General features: G+C 72.1%; 17 protein-coding genes and 1 pseudogene. 16 read left to right on the forward strand and 2 right to left on the reverse strand.

Going from position 1 to position 17,861, the window contains the following annotated elements:
* Positions 1–23 precede the first annotated feature (23 nt).
* On the forward strand, positions 24–767 hold the full coding sequence (locus AB0M08_RS13265) for a L,D-transpeptidase family protein (protein ID WP_364492340.1): 744 nt from the start codon (positions 24–26) through the stop codon (positions 765–767).
* Positions 768–793: 26 nt separating this feature from the next.
* Here AB0M08_RS13265 and AB0M08_RS13270 read toward each other — a convergent pair whose 3' ends face one another.
* Both AB0M08_RS13270 and AB0M08_RS13275 read right to left on the reverse strand, forming a co-directional pair.
* Positions 794–1,267, reverse strand: coding sequence for a TspO/MBR family protein (locus AB0M08_RS13270; protein WP_364492341.1), 474 nt, complete (start codon positions 1,265–1,267; stop codon positions 794–796).
* Positions 1,268–1,277: 10 nt separating this feature from the next.
* On the reverse strand, positions 1,278–2,036 hold the full coding sequence (locus AB0M08_RS13275; RefSeq protein ID WP_364492342.1) for a TetR/AcrR family transcriptional regulator: 759 nt from the start codon (positions 2,034–2,036) through the stop codon (positions 1,278–1,280).
* A gap of 69 nt (positions 2,037–2,105) precedes the next feature.
* Here AB0M08_RS13275 and AB0M08_RS13280 point away from each other — a divergent pair, with 69 nt between their 5' ends.
* The 15 genes and pseudogenes from AB0M08_RS13280 to AB0M08_RS13350 form a co-directional block, all read left to right on the forward strand.
* On the forward strand, positions 2,106–2,801 hold the full coding sequence (locus tag AB0M08_RS13280) for an alpha/beta hydrolase (protein WP_364492343.1): 696 nt from the start codon (positions 2,106–2,108) through the stop codon (positions 2,799–2,801).
* Between the two features lie 658 nt (positions 2,802–3,459).
* Positions 3,460–4,107 carry a hypothetical protein gene (locus tag AB0M08_RS13285; RefSeq protein WP_364492344.1) on the forward strand — a complete coding sequence of 216 codons (648 nt, stop codon included), beginning with the start codon at positions 3,460–3,462 and terminating at the stop codon, positions 4,105–4,107.
* Positions 4,108–4,283: 176 nt separating this feature from the next.
* Positions 4,284–5,093 (forward strand): ABC transporter ATP-binding protein, encoded by an 810-nt coding sequence (locus AB0M08_RS13290; RefSeq protein ID WP_364492345.1) that lies wholly within the window; start codon positions 4,284–4,286, stop codon positions 5,091–5,093.
* A gap of 71 nt (positions 5,094–5,164) precedes the next feature.
* A complete protein-coding gene (locus AB0M08_RS13295) occupies positions 5,165–5,908 on the forward strand; it encodes an ABC transporter permease subunit (RefSeq protein WP_364492346.1) in 744 nt (247 codons plus the stop codon).
* A 47-nt stretch (positions 5,909–5,955) separates the two neighbouring features.
* Complete coding sequence (locus AB0M08_RS13300) at positions 5,956–7,035, forward strand: ABC transporter substrate-binding protein (RefSeq protein WP_364492347.1); 1,080 nt, start codon at positions 5,956–5,958, stop codon at positions 7,033–7,035.
* Between the two features lie 23 nt (positions 7,036–7,058).
* The gene (locus tag AB0M08_RS13305; RefSeq protein WP_364492348.1) at positions 7,059–8,108 is read left to right on the forward strand and encodes an LLM class flavin-dependent oxidoreductase; all 1,050 of its coding nucleotides are present in this window, start codon (positions 7,059–7,061) and stop codon (positions 8,106–8,108) included.
* On the forward strand, positions 8,105–8,749 hold the full coding sequence (locus tag AB0M08_RS13310) for an isochorismatase family cysteine hydrolase (protein ID WP_364492349.1): 645 nt from the start codon (positions 8,105–8,107) through the stop codon (positions 8,747–8,749). Before AB0M08_RS13305 ends, AB0M08_RS13310 begins: the two co-directional genes overlap by 4 nt.
* Positions 8,746–10,080, forward strand: coding sequence for an NtaA/DmoA family FMN-dependent monooxygenase (locus AB0M08_RS13315; RefSeq protein ID WP_364492350.1), 1,335 nt, complete (start codon positions 8,746–8,748; stop codon positions 10,078–10,080). Before AB0M08_RS13310 ends, AB0M08_RS13315 begins: the two co-directional genes overlap by 4 nt.
* Positions 10,080–11,384, forward strand: coding sequence for an MFS transporter (locus AB0M08_RS13320; RefSeq protein ID WP_364492351.1), 1,305 nt, complete (start codon positions 10,080–10,082; stop codon positions 11,382–11,384). The genes AB0M08_RS13315 and AB0M08_RS13320 overlap by 1 nt, the downstream gene beginning before the upstream one ends.
* Before the next feature lie 10 nt (positions 11,385–11,394).
* The gene (locus tag AB0M08_RS13325; protein WP_364492352.1) at positions 11,395–11,817 is read left to right on the forward strand and encodes a hypothetical protein; all 423 of its coding nucleotides are present in this window, start codon (positions 11,395–11,397) and stop codon (positions 11,815–11,817) included.
* A 93-nt stretch (positions 11,818–11,910) separates the two neighbouring features.
* On the forward strand, positions 11,911–12,408 hold the full coding sequence (locus AB0M08_RS13330; protein WP_364492353.1) for an NAD(P)H-dependent oxidoreductase: 498 nt from the start codon (positions 11,911–11,913) through the stop codon (positions 12,406–12,408).
* Positions 12,405–12,878, forward strand: a complete 474-nt coding sequence (locus AB0M08_RS13335) for a flavin reductase family protein (protein ID WP_364492354.1) — start codon at positions 12,405–12,407, stop codon at positions 12,876–12,878. The genes AB0M08_RS13330 and AB0M08_RS13335 overlap by 4 nt, the downstream gene beginning before the upstream one ends.
* Before the next feature lie 100 nt (positions 12,879–12,978).
* Positions 12,979–16,029, forward strand: coding sequence for a CHAT domain-containing protein (locus tag AB0M08_RS13340; protein ID WP_364492355.1), 3,051 nt, complete (start codon positions 12,979–12,981; stop codon positions 16,027–16,029).
* A 65-nt stretch (positions 16,030–16,094) separates the two neighbouring features.
* The gene (locus AB0M08_RS13345; protein WP_364492356.1) at positions 16,095–17,426 is read left to right on the forward strand and encodes an FAD-dependent oxidoreductase; all 1,332 of its coding nucleotides are present in this window, start codon (positions 16,095–16,097) and stop codon (positions 17,424–17,426) included.
* Between the two features lie 39 nt (positions 17,427–17,465).
* Positions 17,466–17,783: pseudogene (locus tag AB0M08_RS13350) on the forward strand (low temperature requirement protein A); the annotation flags it as partial.
* Between the last annotated feature and the right edge of the window lie 78 nt (positions 17,784–17,861).

Genomic DNA, 17,861 nt, shown 5'->3' on the forward strand with positions numbered 1-17,861 from the left:
GATACACCCTAGGGTGATCAACCATGCGAAGGCTGGCGGCGGTGGCCGTGCTCGTGCTGGCGGCGGTCCTGGTCCCCGCGGCGCCGGCGGCCGCCGCGCTGCCCGACCGCCTCACCCACCTCGGCAACGCCCGCCAGGTCATCGTGGTCACCGGCCGTGGTTGGCACTCGACGCACGCCACGCTGCGTGCCTACCGCCTCGACGCCGCCGGCCACTGGCGTCCGGCCTTCGCCGCGATGCCCGCCCGCACCGGTTACGGCGGCTGGAAATGGGCCGCCGAGCGCGTCCAGGACACCGGCCAGACCCCCGCGGGCACCTTCACCGTCACCGAGGCTTTCGGGGTACGCGCGGACCCGGGCACCGCACTCCCGTACCGCAGGGTAGACGGCAACGACTACTGGGTCGGCGACCGGCGCGACCCCCGCACGTACAACGTCTTCGAACCCGCCGCCAAGCCCCGCACCTGGCGCCTCTCCCAGGCCGAACGCCTCGCCGACTACCCGCGCCAGTACGCCTACGCCGCGGTGATCGACTTCAACCGCCCCGCGGGCGTTCACTGGAGCAGGAAGCTCCGCGAATACGTGACCGCCACCCCGTCACACATCGGCCGCGGCTCCGCGATCTTCCTGCACGCCAGCGGCAAGGGCTCCACGGCCGGCTGCGTCTCGACCGGCCGCGCGAACGTCGCCCGCTTGCTCCGCTGGCTCGACCCGTCTCAGCACCCACGCATCGTGATGGCCCCGTCGGCCGCGATCACCCGCGCCTGAACCCCGCCCGGTCATCCTGGTAAAGATCATTCTCCGGTACGGTTCAGGCCCACGATCGTCGCGTTGAGCGCCGTCGCGAAGAGGGTCCACGCCACATAGGGGGCCAGCGCGGCACCCGCCACCGGGTCGGTCCGGGCGGCGCGGCGCCAGAGCAGCACGTTCGAGACGTTCAGGGCGACGATCTCGGCGAGGGCGGCGCGCGGACGGCGGGCGCCGAAGAAGACCAGGGTCCAGCCGGCGTTCAGGGCCAGGTTGATCGCGTACGAGCGGGCGAACGCACGCCGGTCGTCCGCTCCCCCGCGGTTCAGCGCCCGGGCCCCGGCCAGCGCGATCAGCCCGTAGAGCGGCGTCCAGACCGCGGGGAAGGCGGCGCTCGGCGGCTGCCAGGAGGGTTTGCGCAGCTCCCGGTACCACTCGGAGTCGGCGTCGGTGGCCACCGCACCGGCACCGGCCGCGACCACCACGGCCGCCGACGTCGTGACCCAGGTCGGGATCCTCATACCCGCAGCCTTACCCGGCGCGGGACACGTCAACCTCCACGGCCGGCTCACCGCGCGGCACGCCGGGATCCGCGCGGGGCTCACCGCGCGGCACGCCGACCTCCGCTCTCCGCACGCCGACCTCCGCTCGCGGCACGCCGACCTCCGCTCGCGGCACGCCGACCTCCGCTCGCGGCACGCCGACCTCCGCTCGCGGCACGCCGACCTCCGCTCGCGGCGCGCCGACCGGGGTGAGCGTGGCGAGGAAGTCGTCGAACGCGCGGTCGGCGCGGGGCACGTCGCCGGTGGCGTCGACGTCCAGGATCAGGCCCCGGATCACCGCGAGCACCAGGGTGCCCAGCTCGGGGCGGCCGATGGTGCGCATCCCGTCCTCCAGCGGCTGCAGCCAGTCGGTGGTCGCCTCCCGGCGGAAGTCCGGCCATAGCCGCTGCCCCGCTTCCTCCCGGAGCCGTCCGAACATGCTCAGGTACGGCCGCCCGGCCGGGCCGATCATCTCCCGCCAGGCCCGGCGCAGCGTGTCCGGGTACGGCTCGCCGGGGCGCGGGGCCATCAGCGCGCCGAAGAGGTCGCGCTGCCGCCGCCGGGCCCGCGCCAGGGTGTCCCGCAGCAGCGCGTCCCGGGTGCCGAAGTGGTAGATCAGCATCCGCTTGGACACGCCGGTCGCCGCCGCGAACGGTTCCAGCCGGTCGGGGAGGCCGTGCGCGAGCGCGTGGTCGGCGCAGGCGTCGAGGATCCGGTCCCGGATGCCGGGCTGTTTGTGGCGTCCCATCGCCGCACTTTTTCACGTAACAAACGGTACGTCTACCGTTGCGGAGGAACCACGAAACGGGAGGTAGCGATGCGTGTGGTGTTCGTTCACGGTGCCTGTGTCCGGGACGGCGCGTGGTGGTGGCACCCGGCCGCGGAGGTACTCCGCGGCCGGGGCGTCGAGAGCGTCGCCCCGGCGCTGCCGAGCTGCGGCGAGGACGGCCGTGTCCCCGGGCCGGACGGCCCCGGGCTGGCCGAGGACGTCGCCGCGGTCCGCGCCGTGCTGGCCGCGGGTGACGAGCCGACGGTGCTCGTCGGCCACAGCTACGGCGGGATCGTCGCCGCCGAGGCCGCCGTGGACGTCCCGGCGGTGCGGCACCTGGTCTTCGTGTCGAGCTACCTCCCCGAGCCCGGCGAGTCGCTGTCCACGTTCGGCGCCGCGACCCCGCCACCGTTCCTGGACTTCGACCCCGACGGGGGTACGTTCGGCGCGGTGCCCTCGCTCTTCGCCGAGACGTTCGCGCAGGACTGCCCGCCGGAGATCGTCCGGGAGGGCGCGACCCGCCTGATCCGCCAGTCCCTGAGCGTGACCCAGCAGCCGGTCCGCGCGGTCGCCTGGCACGACCTGCCCACCACCTACGTGCTCTGCGCCGACGACCGCGGCACCCCGGCCACGGCCCAGCGCGAGTTCGCGAAGCGCGCCGACACCACCGTCGAGATCCCGTCCGGCCACCACCCGTTCCTCTCCCACCCCCACACTGTCGCCGACCTGATCACCGCTCTGTAGTGGCGTTCCCGGGCTGGTGCTGAGGGTGACTCGGAGGCCGTCAGGCACCCCTGATCCTGTCGGCTTCTTCGGTACGCCGTATACCGGCAGTCCGTCCGGGGTGAGGGGTAGCCGCCGTGTCAGGTCAGCTTCGTGTGGCCCACGGCGCCACGGTCCGGCGATCCCGGGGCGACGCGCGGCACGGACACCGCGGGCCGGGCAACACGAACACACGAACAGCGCACGCCGGGCCGCGGGTGTGCACGAACAGCCGGGTTCAGGGGCGACAGGCGCACACGGCCCATGATCGTGTGCACGCACCGCCACCAGAAGGGCGCCGCAAGGACACGGACGGCGAACGTGAATCCCGCGCCCCCGCAGAGCATGATCGCGCACCCGGACCGCCCCGGCCCACCGGCACACACGCACGCCAATCGAAGATCACGAATCAGAGTGGATCTTGGCAAGGGCAACGCACCGGAGAGGGGGCCCACCCCATACCGGGGGAATCCCCCATCCCAACAGGCATCCTGCCCGAAAACCAGTGATCTTGACGCGCCGTCTGTGGACAACCCCGTGTCGCGGCGAGAACACGAACACGCATCGACGCGACCAGGATGCGGGGCCCGACCGAAATTGACCACAGTGCCTACTGTCGGGAAGGAGCTGAGGAGGTCGCGTGCGGGACTACGTCGCTGAGGTCTGGCTGTCCAGGGTCGCCGGGGAGACCGAGGTGCGGCGCTATGCGGCCGCCGCGCAGGATCAGTTCCTCGACATGGTGGAGCGCGAGGTGGTGCGGATCCGGCTGGACCCCGAGGTCGGGGCGGTCGCCGAGCTGGCCGACCGGCAGGACGCCGGGGAGGCGGACACCGCCCTGCTCGACGCGCTGTTCCCGCCGGGGCACACCACGGCGGCCCTGAACCGAGGGTTTCTCGCGGCCAAGGGCGGTGCGCTGGGGCGGGCCGCGCGGCGGCGGACCCGGCGGGCCGGGCTGTGGCGGGTCGCGCTGCACCTCCCCCGGTTCCTCGCGGCCCTGGCCGGCACCGTGGTGGCCGCCGTCGGGGTGTACCTGCTGCCGACCGGAGCGCGCGGGCCGGTGGGTGTCCCGCTCTCCTTCCTGGCCGTGCTGGCCTGGCTGCACTTCACGGACTGGCGGCCGCACCCCGAGCTCACCCCGGCGGGCCGCGCGGCCGTGGACGAGATCGGGCGGCACGAAGACGAGCGGCGGCGCGGGGAGAAGCGACGGCCCGGCGGGGAGGACCTGAGCGAGGAGGTGCGGCGGTACGTCGAGCGGGCGTTCACGTTCGGGCCGAACCCGCACGCCTGACATGGGTTAACGGCGCGGAAACCGCGAATACGCACGGGCGACTCATCGCGTGCCTACCTTCGGTCGCAGCTTGAGTCTCGCGACGCACATCATCGTATTCGCCTCGCACGCTCTCCGGCTCCATTGATGATTATCATCTGCTTGGAGGCCGTTTTGTATCTATGCGAGGGCACCACGTGAGCGCCGAGGCCATCCGGGTCTCCCGGGTACGCCGTGTGTACGACATCGGAGCCGGCGGGTCGCTGACCGCGCTGGACGACGTGGACCTGACCGTCGCGCCGGGCACCTTCGTCAGCGTGATCGGGCCCAGCGGGTGTGGCAAGTCCACCCTGCTGCGGGTGATCGCCGGGCTGGAGACGCCGGACGGCGGGGAGGTCCGGATCAAGGACGCCACCCCGGATCAGGCCGCACGGGCGAAGATGCTCGGGCTGGTGCCGCAGACGCCGGCGCTGCTGCCGTGGTTGAGCGTACTGAAGAACGTCTCCCTGCCGTTGAAGGTCAATCGGGATGCCGGCCGGCGGCGGCGTGCGGAGGCCGGGCACGACGGGCCGGACATGGTGGAGCTGCTGCGCAAGGCCGGGCTCGCCGATGTCATGCACAAGCTGCCGTCGCAGATCTCCGGCGGGATGCAGCAGCGGGCGGCGATCGTCCGCGCCTTCGGCCTGCACCCGGACGTGCTGCTGATGGACGAGCCGTTCTCGGCGCTCGACGAGTTCACCCGCGAGGCGCTGCAGGAGCAGCTGCTGGATCTGTGGGACGAGCTGAAGGCGACCGTGCTCTTCGTGACCCACTCGGTCACCGAGGCGGTGCGGCTCTCCGACCGGATCGTGGTGATGGCGCCGCGACCGGGATGGATCACCGACGTGCTGGACATCGACCTGCCCCGGCCGCGCGGTCAGGCGATCCTGAAGACGCCGGAGTTCCACCACTACGAGGACCTGGTCCGGGACGCCCTGCGCGGCGCCTTCCACGCGAGGGTCGCATGACGACGGCCGAACGGACCGGCGCCGCGTTCCGCACCCGATGGAGAAAGACCCCGAGAGCGGTACATCCGCGGATGTGGCTGCCGCTCGTGCTGATGCTGATCGTGCTCGGCGGGCTCTGGCAGTGGGGCGCGCACCAGCTCCCCTACCTGCTCCCGCCGCTCGGCGACGTCGGCACCACCCTGGTCGAGGACGCCGGCTACTACCTGCGGAACGCGCTGGTCACGCTCCGCGAGGCGCTCGGCGGGCTGGCGCTCGGCGGGCTCACCGCGTTCCTGCTGGCCGTGCTCGTCAGCGAGTTCCCGCTCGCCCGGCGGGCGATCATGCCGGTGGCGGTGGTGCTCAACGTGACGCCGCTGGTGGCGATCGCGCCGGCGCTGGTGGTGGCGTTCGGATTCGGTCCGGCGCCCAAGCTGATCGTGACCGGGTTGATCTGCTTCTTCCCGATTCTGATCAACACCTCGGTGGGGCTGCGGGCGGTGCCGCTTCCGGTGCTGCAGGTCTACCGTACGGTCCACGCGTCCCGCTGGGAGACGCTCTGGCATCTGCGGGTGCCGAGCGCACTGCCGTACCTCTTCGCCGCCCTGCGGATCGTGTTCCCGCTCTCGGTGGTCGGTGCCGTGGTCGCGGAGCTCTCCGCGGCCGGCTCCGCCGAGGGGCTGGGCACCGCGATCAGCCTGGCGTCGTCGATGAACCGGCTGGCCGCCGTCTGGGCCTCGATCGCGATCCTCGCCGCTCTCGGCTCGCTGCTGCTGCTCGTGGTCACGCTGCTGGAGCGCCGTCTCCTGCACTGGCACGAGACCCAGTCCGCGCACTGACGCGCTGACGCACCGCTTCAAGAACCAATCCTTAGGAGCGACCCTTCATGCTGATCCGTTTCCGTGCCGTGGCGGCCGTCGCCGTGGCCGCTCTCCTGACCGTCTCCGCGTGTTCCTCCTCGAAGGAGGAGGAAAGCACAGCAGCGGGGAGCGCGATCTCCGCCGAACGCTGCGCCGAGAACAAGGCCGCCGGGAAGATCACCTACCTCTCCGGCTACCAGTACCAGGCGTCCGCCTCGATCCTCGAGTACGTCGCGGCGAAGAAGCTCGGCTACTTCGACGACCTCTGCCTCGACGTCACCCTGCAGCCCGGCACCGGCGACACCAGCCAGAACACCAAGCTGCTGGCGAGCGGGAAGGTCACCTTCAGCCCGGTGAGCCAGCAGGACGTGCTCTCCGCGAACGCCAACGGCATCAAGGTCGAGGGCATCTCGTCGTACTCGAACGTGGGTCTGGAAGTCCTGATGACCAACCCGGACGTCACCGACCTGAAGCAGCTGGACGGCACCACGCTGGGCCAGAAGGGATCGATGCCGGTCGGCGTGCAGGCGATGCTCGTGCAGGCCGGCGCCGACTTCAAGTCCATCAAGCAGGTGGTGGTCGGCTACGACCCGACGATCCTGCCGCGCGGCCAGGTCAAGTCGCTGACCGGGTTCATCTCCAACGAGCCGAACCAGCTCAAGGCCGCGGGTAAGGACGTCACCGTCTGGCGGCCGTACGACTACCAGGTCCCCGGCTCGCTCGGCGCGATGGCGGTCAACCCGGACTTCGCCGCGAAGTACCCGACCGCGGTCGAGGATTTCCTCCGCGCCGGACTGCACGCGTTCGCCTACTGTGAGCAGAACGGGGCCGAGTGTGTGAAGGCCGCCGCCGACCTGACCGGCGCCGGGTACGACGAGAAGCAGAACCTGACGATCTGGCAGACCGAGGTCGGCGTGATCCGGGACAGCGCCAAGGCCGGCACGCCGCTCGGCACCATCGACACCGCGAACGTGACGTCGCTGGTGACGATGCTCAACACCTACACCGGCACGACGATCGCCGACGCGGACGCGACGGCGGAATTCGACGGGAAGTTCGTGCAGGCCGTCTACTCGGGCGACACCCTTACCTGGCCCGCCCCATGATTCCCGGATCGGAGAAGGTATCGATGACCGACAAAGAATATGGCGTTTTCCTGCCGATCGGGAACGGCGGCTGGATGATCTCCGAGAGCGCGCCGCACCCCGAGGCCACCTACGCCTACAACCGGCGGGTCGCGGTGGACGCGGAGACGATCGGCCTGGACTTCATCATGTCGATGGCGAAGTGGAAGGGCTTCGGCGGCACCACCGACCACTGGGGCAAGACCCTGGAGTCGATGACGATGATGTCCGCGCTGGCCGAGGCGACGTCCACGGTGAAGATCTGGGCGACCATGCACGCCAACGTGCACCACCCGGCGATCGCCGCGAAGATGTTCACCACGCTCCAGGACGTCTCCGGCGGCCGGGCCGGGATGAACATCGTGAACGGCTCCTACGCCGACGAGTTCCGCCAGATGGGCCTCTGGGACGAGACGCTGTCGCACGCCGACCGGTACCGGATGACCGAGGAGTGGACGCAGGCGGTCACCCGGCTCTGGGCCGAGGACGTCGTGACCATGAAGAGCGACTTCTTCGCCCTGGACGAGTGCGAGTCCCGACCACATCCGGCCACCCGGCCGACCATCATCAGCGCGGGACGCTCCGACCGGGGGCGCGACTTCCAGGCCCGCTATGCGGACGGCGCGTTCCTCAGTGCCGACAACCTCGATCAAATGCGCGACTTCTCACGGTACGTCCATGACCGCGCCGCCGGGTTCGACCGCAGCGTGAAGACGTACTCGATGCTGACCGTGGTGCTCGACGAGACCGACGCGGCGGCCGAGGCGAAGGCGAAGCGGTACTCGGCCGGGCTGGACAAGGCGGCGCTGATCGGCATGCGCACCTCCTGGGGCATCCCGGCCGACGTGGCGCGGGCCTGGGCGGACGGGGTCACCGGTGCGGAGGCGTTCCAGACGCCCTACGTCACCGGCGGACCGGACACCGTTCTCGAACACATCAACAAGATCGTGGACTCCGCGGAGCTGGACGGGCTGATGCTGATCTTCCCGGACTACCACGCGGACCTGCTGCCCTTCGGCGAGACCGTCCTGCCCCGGCTGCGGGCCGCCGGATGAGCGCGCTGCGTGAGGCGCAACTCGGCGCGATAAGGGCGACGAATCCGGCTTTGGTGGTGGTGGACGTTCAGCAGTCCTTCGCCGATCCGGCGGTGATCGGCTCCTACGGCGCGGATCTCGCCACCGTGCAGAGCGCGGTCGACACGATCGCCACGCTGGTGACGGCCGCCCGCAACGCCGGTGTCCCCGTCGTCTGGGTCGAGCTCGGTAGTGATCCGGAACGGCCATGGCGGGCCAGCGCGTGGCTCCGGGGCGGTGACCCGGGCGCACCGTTCGGCCCGGAGGAGCCCTGCGTGGTCGGCACACCCGGCGCCGAGTGGTTCGGCGTCACCCCCGCCGACGGGGAGATCCGCGTGGTCAAGCGCGGCTACAGCGGATTCCTCGGCACCGGCCTCGCCGACCGGCTGACGAGCAGGGGCATCGGGTGGCTCGCGATCTGCGGTCTGACCACCGAGTGCTGCGTGGCGGCGACCGCGACCGACGCCTGCCAGCTGGACTGGCCCGTCCTGATCCCGCAGGACGCGACCGCGGCGTACGAGAAGGAACTGCACGAAGCCGCACTGGCGCAGCTGGCTCTCAACGTCGCGGTTCTCACCGACAGCGCCGAGCTGATCGAACTGTGGAAGGCGGCCCCGGCATGAGCGGCATGCACCTCGCCTTCGATCTGTCGTTCACGCACACCGAGGGGCGCTGGGCGCGGCGCGGATCCTGGATCGGGCGCGACTTCCCCGACCCGAAGATGTACATGGAGCTCGCCCAGACCGCCGAGCGGGCCGGCATCGGCATGCTCTTCTTCGGCGACGGCACCGGCATCCCGGACACCTGGCGCGGTTCGATCGACGCGGCCGTGGAGTGGGGCGTGCAGTGGCCGCGGCACGACATGAGCCCGATCATCGCGGCGATGTCCACGGTGACCGAGCACATCGGGTTCGGGCTGACCTACTCGTCGACGTTCATGCATCCGTTCTACGTGGCCCGGCTGCTCAACTCGCTGGACCACGTCACCGGCGGCCGGATCGCGTTCAACGTGGTCGCCTCCACCCGGAGCGCGGACGCCGCCAACTACGGCTTCGACACGCTGATGGCCCACGATCTGCGCTACGAGCGGATGGAGGAGTTCATCGACGTCTGCCAGGCGCTCTGGTCCTCGGTCGCCCCCGACGCGATCATCCGGGACCGGCAGACCGGGCGTTTCGCCGACCCCGCCAAGGTCAACACCATCAACCACAAGGGCGAGTTCTTCTCCGTACGCGGACCGCTGCCGTCCATTCCCAGCCCGCAGGTCTCCCCGATGCTGGTCCAGGCGGGCAACTCGCCGCGGGGGATCGCCGCGTCGGCCCGCTTCGCCGACCTGGTCTTCGGCTTCGGCGGCAGCCTCGCCGGCCAGCAGCGGCACCGCCGGATGCTGGACGAGGCGCTCGCCGCCGAGGGCCGCGACCCGGCGAACGTCGGGATCCTCTGGGCCACCCAGGTCATCGTCGGCCGCACCGCCGAGGAGGCCCGGGCGCGCCGCGAGGAGGTGCTGAGCTTCTGGAGCGAGGAGGCGGTCGGCGCGTTCCTCTCGCACAACGCCGGCGTCGACTTCTCCCGGTTGCCGGCGTCGTTCCCGCTCGGCGAGCTGAAGCGCCAGGCACTGGCGGCGCAGGCGTCCCCGTCCGGCCTGATCGGCACCCTGCTGGCCGAGCACGGCGAGGACTACGAGATGAGCCGCACCGAGTTCTTCGAGCACGGCTGGACCAGCGCCACCGGCCTCGACCACACGCTCTGCGGCGACCCGTCGTCGATCGCCGACGCCCTGGAGGAGAACTTCGCGGCCACGGGTTCGCGGGGCGGCTACATGCTCTCCAGCCCCCTGGCCATGCCGTCCGGCCTCGCCGACATCGCCGAGTTGCTCGCGCCGGAGTTGCGCCGCCGGGGTGCCCTGGCTCCCCGCTATCCGGGCGGGACGCTGCGCGAGAACCTGGCTGTCTGATGGGTTCCTCCCCCTCACCGGCCGCGCAGACCGTACTCGTCTGCGCGCTGATCGGGACCGCCCAGATGACGTGGGGTGTCACGGTGCCGGTGCTGCCGCTGTACCTGTCGTCGTACGGGATGGCGGTCGGCCTGCTCGGCACGGTGGTGGCGGCGTTCGCGGTGGGCCGGGTCATCGCCAACGTCCCGGCCGGGCTGGCCCTGCGCCGCCTCCCCCCGCGCCGCTACCTGTGGTCGGTGATGCTCGCCCTGTCTGCGGTCACCGCGCTGACCGGTCTGGCCCACTCCGCACCGGCGCTGCTCGCCATCCGGCTGGTGGCGGGCCTGTTCGGCGGTGCCGCGGTGACGGTCGGGTTCGCGCTGCTGATCGCCGGGGCGCCACCCGGCCGGCGCGGCGCGGCCCTGGCGACGGCGACCGTGGTGCAGATGAGCGCGGGTGCGGCCGGTTCGGTCCTGGGCGGGGCGATCGTCGGCGTGATCGGCCCGGCCTGGACGTTCCCGGTCGCGGCCCTCCCCGCCCTGGCCTGCCTCCTCTGGGACGCGGCCCGCCCCGCCACGCTCTACTGGTCCGCCCCGGTCGGCCGCCCCGCGCCCCGCTCTCCCGGCGCACCCGCCGCGATGGCATCCGGCCGACATCTCCGGTTTTTCGGAGATGTCGGCCGGCTTACCGGGCAGGGATACACCGGCGGGCTGCTGGTGGCGCTCTGCGCGGTCTCGTTCGCCACCTTTCTGGTGCGGTTCGCCGGGGAGCAGGGCCTGATTCCGGTCCTCGCCTACGACAGCGGTGGCCTCACGCCGTTCACGCTCGGGCTCGCCACGGCGGCCGGGACGCTGGTCAGCCTCGGTGCCATGCCGCTGATCGGGCGCTCGGTCGACCGGGGTGCCCGCAACATCCTGCTGATACCGGCCGGGATCGCCGGGGCCGTGGCCCTGCTGGCGCTCCCCCTGCTGCGCGTACCGGCCGGGTTCGGCGCCGCCATCGTGCTCTACTCGCTGGCCACCAGCGTGATCGGGGTACTGCCGGGCGTGGTCGCCGGGGACGCCTATCCGGCCGAGGCGACCGGGGCCGTCATCGGGCTCACCCGCACCGCCGGCGACATCGGCGCCGCCGTCGGCCCGGTCGGCGTCTTCGCCGTGGCCGCCCTCGCCGGCTACCCGGCCGCCGGCGCGCTCCTCGCAGCACTGTTCCTGGTCGCGGCCGCCTGGTTGGCCGTGGCGATCCGACCCACGACAGGGAGGCAATACCATGGTGACCGCCTTGAGCCAGCGCTGGTTCACGCACGTTCCACCAGCGCCGGGACGTAGTCTGGAGCGCGTGCCCGAGGACGCCGCCGACGAGAGAGGGTGGCGCCGGTTCGGGCCGGAGAGCATCGAGCGGGCCATGCTGCTCGCGCTCAGTGCCGAGTTCGGGGTGACGCTGCGTCCCCGGTCGATCGACCTCGGTGACGGCACCCGGCTGGAGATCGAGGGGGCCGACGACGGGTTCGGGCTGCTCATCCAGATGGTCGGCAACCAGGGCACCTTCCGGTCGCTGCACCGCAACAAGGTGATGGCCGACATGTTCAAGCTGAGCTGGCTGCGGAGCGCGATGTTCCCGTCCGGCCGGGCCGTGCTCTGTGTCAGCGAGACCGTCGCCCAGGTGTTCACGCCGTCCGGCTGGACCACCCGGGCCGCCCGTGACATGGGCATCGAAGTGTGGATCTTCAGCGAGGGCGGACTCGCGCCGCTGTCCCAGTGAACCCTCGCGGGGTTCCGGTCTCATCCCTGACGATGTGCCTGGCGACCATTCCGGGCTGCCCCGCGGCAACCGACACCGAAGGAAGAAGCTCTCATGAAGGTCGCCATCGTGGTGGGCAACCCGAAACCGCAGTCCCGAACCCTCCAGACCGCTCTCTCGGTCGCCGCCGCCCTGTCCCTCCCCGCCGCCGACACCGTCGTCGACCTCGCCGAGCACGCCGGCCGGCTCTTCACCTGGCCGGACCCCGTCCTCGACGACCTCACCGCCCGGGTGGCCGCCAGTGACCTGCTGATCGTCGCGTCACCCACCTACAAGGCCACCTACACCGGCATGCTCAAGGCGTTCCTGGACCGCTATCCCGGAAACGGTCTGGCCGGCGTGGTCGCCGTCCCGGTGATGACCGGCGGCGCGCCCGACCACGCGCTCGCCGTCGAGGCCTACCTGCGCCCGCTCCTGGTCGAGCTGGGCGCCAGTGCGCCGACCCGCGGGCTCTACATGGTCATGTCCCGGATGGCCGAACGGGATCAGATCGTCGCCGACTGGGCCACGGCGAACGCGCCGCTGCTGCGCGGAGCGGGGGTGACCGCGTGAACCAGTTCGAGTTCCGGCGCGTCCTCGGCGGCTTCTGCTCCGGCGTCACCGTGGTCACCGCGATGGCCGACGGCGTACCGGTCGGCATGACCTGCCAGTCGTTCTTCAGTCTCTCGCTGGACCCGCCGCTGATCGCCTTCTCGCCGTCGCGCAGCTCCACGTCGTACCCGAGAATTCGCAGTTCAGGTTCTTTCTGTGTGAACATCCTGGAGGCCGGGCAGGAGGAGCTGTGCCGCCAGTTCGCGCGCAGCGGCACGGACAAGTGGCGCGACGTCCCCTGGCGTCCCGGCGTCACCGGCAGCCCGGTCCTCGACGGCGTGCTCGCCTCGATCGACTGTGCACTGGAACGCGATCTGGAGACCGGTGATCACTATCTGACCATCGGGCGGGTGGTCGCCCTGGAGAGCACCCCGGACCGGCGGCCGTTGCTCTTCTTCAACGGCGCCTTCGAGCGGTTGCCGGCCGCCTGATCGGGTGGTTCCGGTTGGTCACCGGCCCCTCGAGACCAACCGGAACCCCTCCCCGGTCCGCCAGGTACCTGCTGGTAGGTCCGATTCGGGAGGAACATACATGAGCGACGATCTGTCCGGCTGGTCGGAGGAAGTGCGACGCCGGCTGACCGCCATCGAGCAGCACTACGACCGGGAGTCACTGGTCCGCGCCCTGGAGCTGATGCACCAGATCATGGCCGCGATCCCACCGGGCGGCCCGATCAGCGCGCACTTCCGCTACATGCAGAGCTGGTCCCACCAGGTGCGCTTCGAGCACGACGCCGGCCCGGACGATCTGGAACGCGCGATCGATTTCGGCCACGAGGCGGTCGCCTGGACCCCGGACGGCGATCCGCAGAAGCCGATGCGGCAGGCCACACTCGCGGTCTCGCTGCTCACCCGGCATCGGCGGACCGGCGACCGCGCCGCGCTGGACGAGGCGATCGAGCTGTACCGGGAGGCCTGCCGGACCGGGACCGGGCATCTCCTGCACGGCAACTGGCAGGTCAACCTCGGTGTCGCGCTGCGGTTACGCAACGAGTGGGCCACCGACCGGGACGCGGTGGACGAATCGATCACAGCGGCCCGTGGTGCCCTCACCACCGCGACGTCACGGCCGCACTCCCCCGACCTGCCCACGGCCGACCTGTCGCGTGCCCGGCTGAACAACGACCTGGCCCAGGCGTTGTGGAACAGATTCTCGTTCCGGGGAGGAGACGACGACCTGGCCGAGGCGATCGACCTGCTCCGGACCACGGTGGCCGGGCTGCCGCCGGGCCATCCGGACCGGGCGCTCTACGCGTCGAACCTCACGGTGATGCTGGGCGAGCAGTCCGAACACACCGGCGCGGCCACCGACCTGGACGCGGCGATCGCCGCCGGTCGCGCCGCCACCCGGGACGGCACGCCGCCCGCGGCCGCGCTGATCAACCTGGCGACGGTGCTGCGCAGCCGGTACCACCACCGGGGTGAACTCGCCGACCTCGACGAGTCGATCGGCCTGTCCCGGCGGGGTATCGACGCGCTGGACGACGAGACGCACCGCTCGATGGCCCGGAACAACCTCGGCGACATGCTCCGCTCCCGGTTCCTGCGCACGTTCGACCGCGCCGACCTGGACGAGGCCGCCCGGCTGCTGACCGCCACCGTCGCCGCCACCCCGGACGAGCATCCCCGCGCGGGTGCCTATCTGGCGAACCTCGGCGGCGTGCTGCAGCTGCGGTTCGAGTGGTTCCGCGACGAGACCGACATGCGCGAGGCGATCCGCGCCACCCGGGCGGCGGTCGCCGTGACCCCGCCGGAACACCCGCACCACGGCCGCTACCGGGGCAACCTCAGCCTGCAGCTGCAGGACCGTTTCGAGGTGCACGGCGAGCGGTCCGACCTGGACGAGGCGGTCGAGTGCGCCGAGGCCGCGGCCCGGTTCCGCCCCGCCGGGCACCCGGAACGCGCGAAGCACCTGCACGGGCTCGGCATGGCCCTGCTGCTCCGCGCCGATGAGGAGAGCGCCTGCCGCGTCCTCCGCGAGGCCGCCGGCGTGACGACCGCGCCCGCCGCGACCCGGCTGCGTTCCGCCGCACTGTGGGCGAACACCGCGGCCGCGGCACAGCGCTGGACGGAGGCGATGGAGGCGTACACCATCGCGGTGGAACTGCTCGCCATGCTGGCCTGGCCCGGGGTCAGCCGGTCCAGCCGGGAGCAGCTGCTGAACGAGATGGCCGGGCTCGGCGCCGACGGGGCCGCCTGCGCGATCGCCGCCGGGCAGCCGCGGCGCGCCGTCGAGCTGGTCGAGCGGGGCCGGGCCGTACTCTGGGCACAGTTCCTGGAGACCCGCACCGACCTGGTCACCCTGCGGGACGCCGACCCGGTCCTCGCCGACCGGATGCACGAGGTGCGCACCGCCCTGGACACCGCCGGCGGCACGGAACCGGACGCGGCGATGCGGCTCGCCGGCGAGTGGGAGGACCTGCTCGCCCGGGCCCGCGCGCTGCCCGGCTTCGAGCGGTTCGCGGCGGCACCCGAGTTCGCGGCCCTGACCTCCGCGCTGCCCGCCGAAGGCCCGGTGGTCATCGTCAACGTCAGCCGCTGGCGCTGCGACGCCCTGCTCGTCGACAGCGGCGAGGTCCGCGTGGTGCCGCTCACCGGCGTCACCGGCGACGAGGTGGTGCACCGGGTCGAGTCGTATCTCGACGCGGTCGAGGGCCTCGCCGTACCCCGCGACCTCGTACCCGGCGGCCCGGCACGCCGCGCCCCCGGTGCCGCCCTGGACACCGTCCTCGCCTGGCTCTGGGACGACGTCGTCGCCCCGGTCCTGGACGCCCGCGGGTACGCCCCGGTCCCCGGGGACGGCGCCTGGCCGCGGGTCTGGTGGTGCCCGACCGGCCCGCTGGCCCTGCTCCCCCTGCACGCCGCCGGCCACCACGGCGAACCCGGCCGCAGCACCCTGGACCGGGTCGTCTCGTCGTACACCGCGACCCTGCGCAGCCTCGCCGAGGCGACCCGCCGCCCGCCGGTGACCGGGAACGGCCGCCTGCTCTTCGTCGGCCTCGCCGACACGCCCGGCCAGTCCCCCCTGCCCGCCGTCGAACGGGAGCGGCGCGTCCTGCGCGACGTGCTGCCCGCGGACCGCCGCACCGAGCTGACCGGCCCGGACGCCACCCGGGAGGCGATCCTCACCGCGCTGACCGCCCACCCCTGGGTGCACGCCGCGTGCCACGGCAGCCAGGTCCCGGACGCCCCGGCCAGCGGCGGCCTGCTCCCGCACGACTGGGCCACCGCCGGGCGGGTGGGCATCACCGACGTCGCCCGGGTCGACCACCCCGGCGGCGAGCTGGCCTTCCTCTCCGCCTGCCAGACCGCCACGGTCAGCGCGCTCAGCGTCGACGAGGTGATCACGCTCGCGGCCGGGCTGCACTACGCCGGCTGGCGGCACGTGGTCGGCACCCTGTGGACCGTCGCCGACACGGCCGCCGCCGAGGTGACGCATCTGGTCTACGCCCGGATGGCCGCGGACGGCGTGCCCGACCCGGCCCGTACCGCCGAGGCCCTGCACCACGCCCAGCGTGACTTCCGCGCCAACCACCCCGCCGACCCGGGCCTGTGGGCCCCGTTCACCCACACCGGCCCTTGACAACGGTCTGTCAGATCTAGGTTTCTCCGGATCACGACCGGGTCCGACCATCGACACTGGACGGTGTGAGCCAACGGCCAGCCGACGTGTTCGACCGCTTGAGCAGCACCGCCCAGCCCGTCATCGCCACCCGATCGATACGCCGCGCGATCGTGCTCGGCGGCAGCGTCGCCGGGCTGCTCGCCGCCCGCGTCCTCGCCGACCATGCCGACGAGGTGGTGATCGTCGAACGGGACGACCTCGACGGCGAGCGGCACGGCGTGCCACAGCGGTTCCAGGTGCACACGCTGCTGCCGGGCGGCCGGGCGCAGATCGAGCGCTGGTTCCCCGGCTTCACCAAGGAGGCGGTCGGTCTCGGGGCGGTGCTCTCCCAGCCGCACCAGGTCGAGGCCTGGGCGGACGACGTGCGCACCGTGCAGACCCCGAACGCCGTGCTGCTCAGCGAGAGCCGGCCGTTCCTGGAGACGCTGCTGCGACGGCGTACCCTAGCTCTGGAGAACGTCCACCCACGGCACGGAAACGCCACCGGACTGCGCTTCCACCACGGCCGGGTGACAGCGGTCCGGGTCGGCGACCGGGAGCTGACGACCGATTTCGTGGTGGACGCGATGGGCCGGGCGAGCCGCCTCTCCGACTGGCTGGCCGAGGACGGCTGGGAGCGCCCAGAGCTGGAGCGGATGCGCATCGACGTGAACTACGCGACCGCGTACTTCCGCCGTCTCGAGCAGGATCCGCCGGTCGGCGCCTCGATCTCCCGTTTCTCCCCGCACTACCCGAAGAGGACGCAGGCCGCCGCGGTCGGCGTCGAGGACATGCGGTGGATGCTGATGCTGACCACGTACGGCGACGACCGGGTGCGCCCGGAGCTCGGCGACTTCCTGAGCCGCTGCGCCGACCTGCCGCCGCTGTTCCGGGAGATCGCCCGCCAGGAGCCGGTCAGCGAGGTCCGCACCTACCACCAGGCCGACGCCCGCCGCCGCCGTTTCGACCGGCTGACCCGCTTCCCGGCCGGCCTGGTCAGCGTGGGCGACGCCGTCGCGTCCTTCAACCCGATCTACGGCCAGGGCATGTCCTCGGCGGCCCTGCACGCGTCCTGCCTCTCCGAGCACCTCTGCGGCCACCCCACACCGTTCTTCCAGCTCCAGAAGGTCGTCGTCGACGCCGCCTGGCAGCTGTCCACGTCGGCCGACGCCCAGCGCCTGGAAACCTCCCCACCCCCTCTTCCGGTACGACTCCAGCGCGCCCTCTTCCACCAGGTGCTCTCCGCGGCCTTCGTCGACACGCGGATCGGCACCGCGTTCACCGACGTCGAGTTCATGAACACCCACCCGAGCACCCTGGCCACCCCGTCGATCCTGCTCCGCTCGCTCCTGGTCAACCTCCGCCGCCCGCGCTGATCCCCGGCTTCTTCGTTCCTCCGGCCGTTCGGCTCAGCATTTCCCTTCATCCTCGCCTCGGCCGCCGCGATCGGCGCGGGCCTGGGCGTCGTCGTCGATCAGAACACCCACCATTCCGAGCTCTCCGGTACGGCCTCCGGCTACGCGGTCGCCATCCCGGTCGCGATCCTGCTCCTGGCCGTGTGGCTCCTGCACGTCCGCCCGGTGCAGACCGGCCCACAGCTCGCGGTGTTCCCGGTCGCCGCCGCCCTGGTCCTGCTCACCCCTCTGGTCCCGGCCGCGGTCCCGACCTGCGCCGCCCTGCTGGTCATCCTGGTCGCGGCGACGGCGCCGATCGGCCGCCGCGACCGTTCCTGATCTCCGCAGCGCCCACTCACGATCCCACGCCGCGACCGTTCCTGGTCCCCCGCGGCGCCCGCTCATGACCGCCCGCGC

The organism is Actinoplanes sp. NPDC051851 (genome assembly GCF_040681165.1).
In the GTDB taxonomy this organism is placed as follows: Bacteria; Actinomycetota; Actinomycetes; order Mycobacteriales; family Micromonosporaceae; genus Actinoplanes.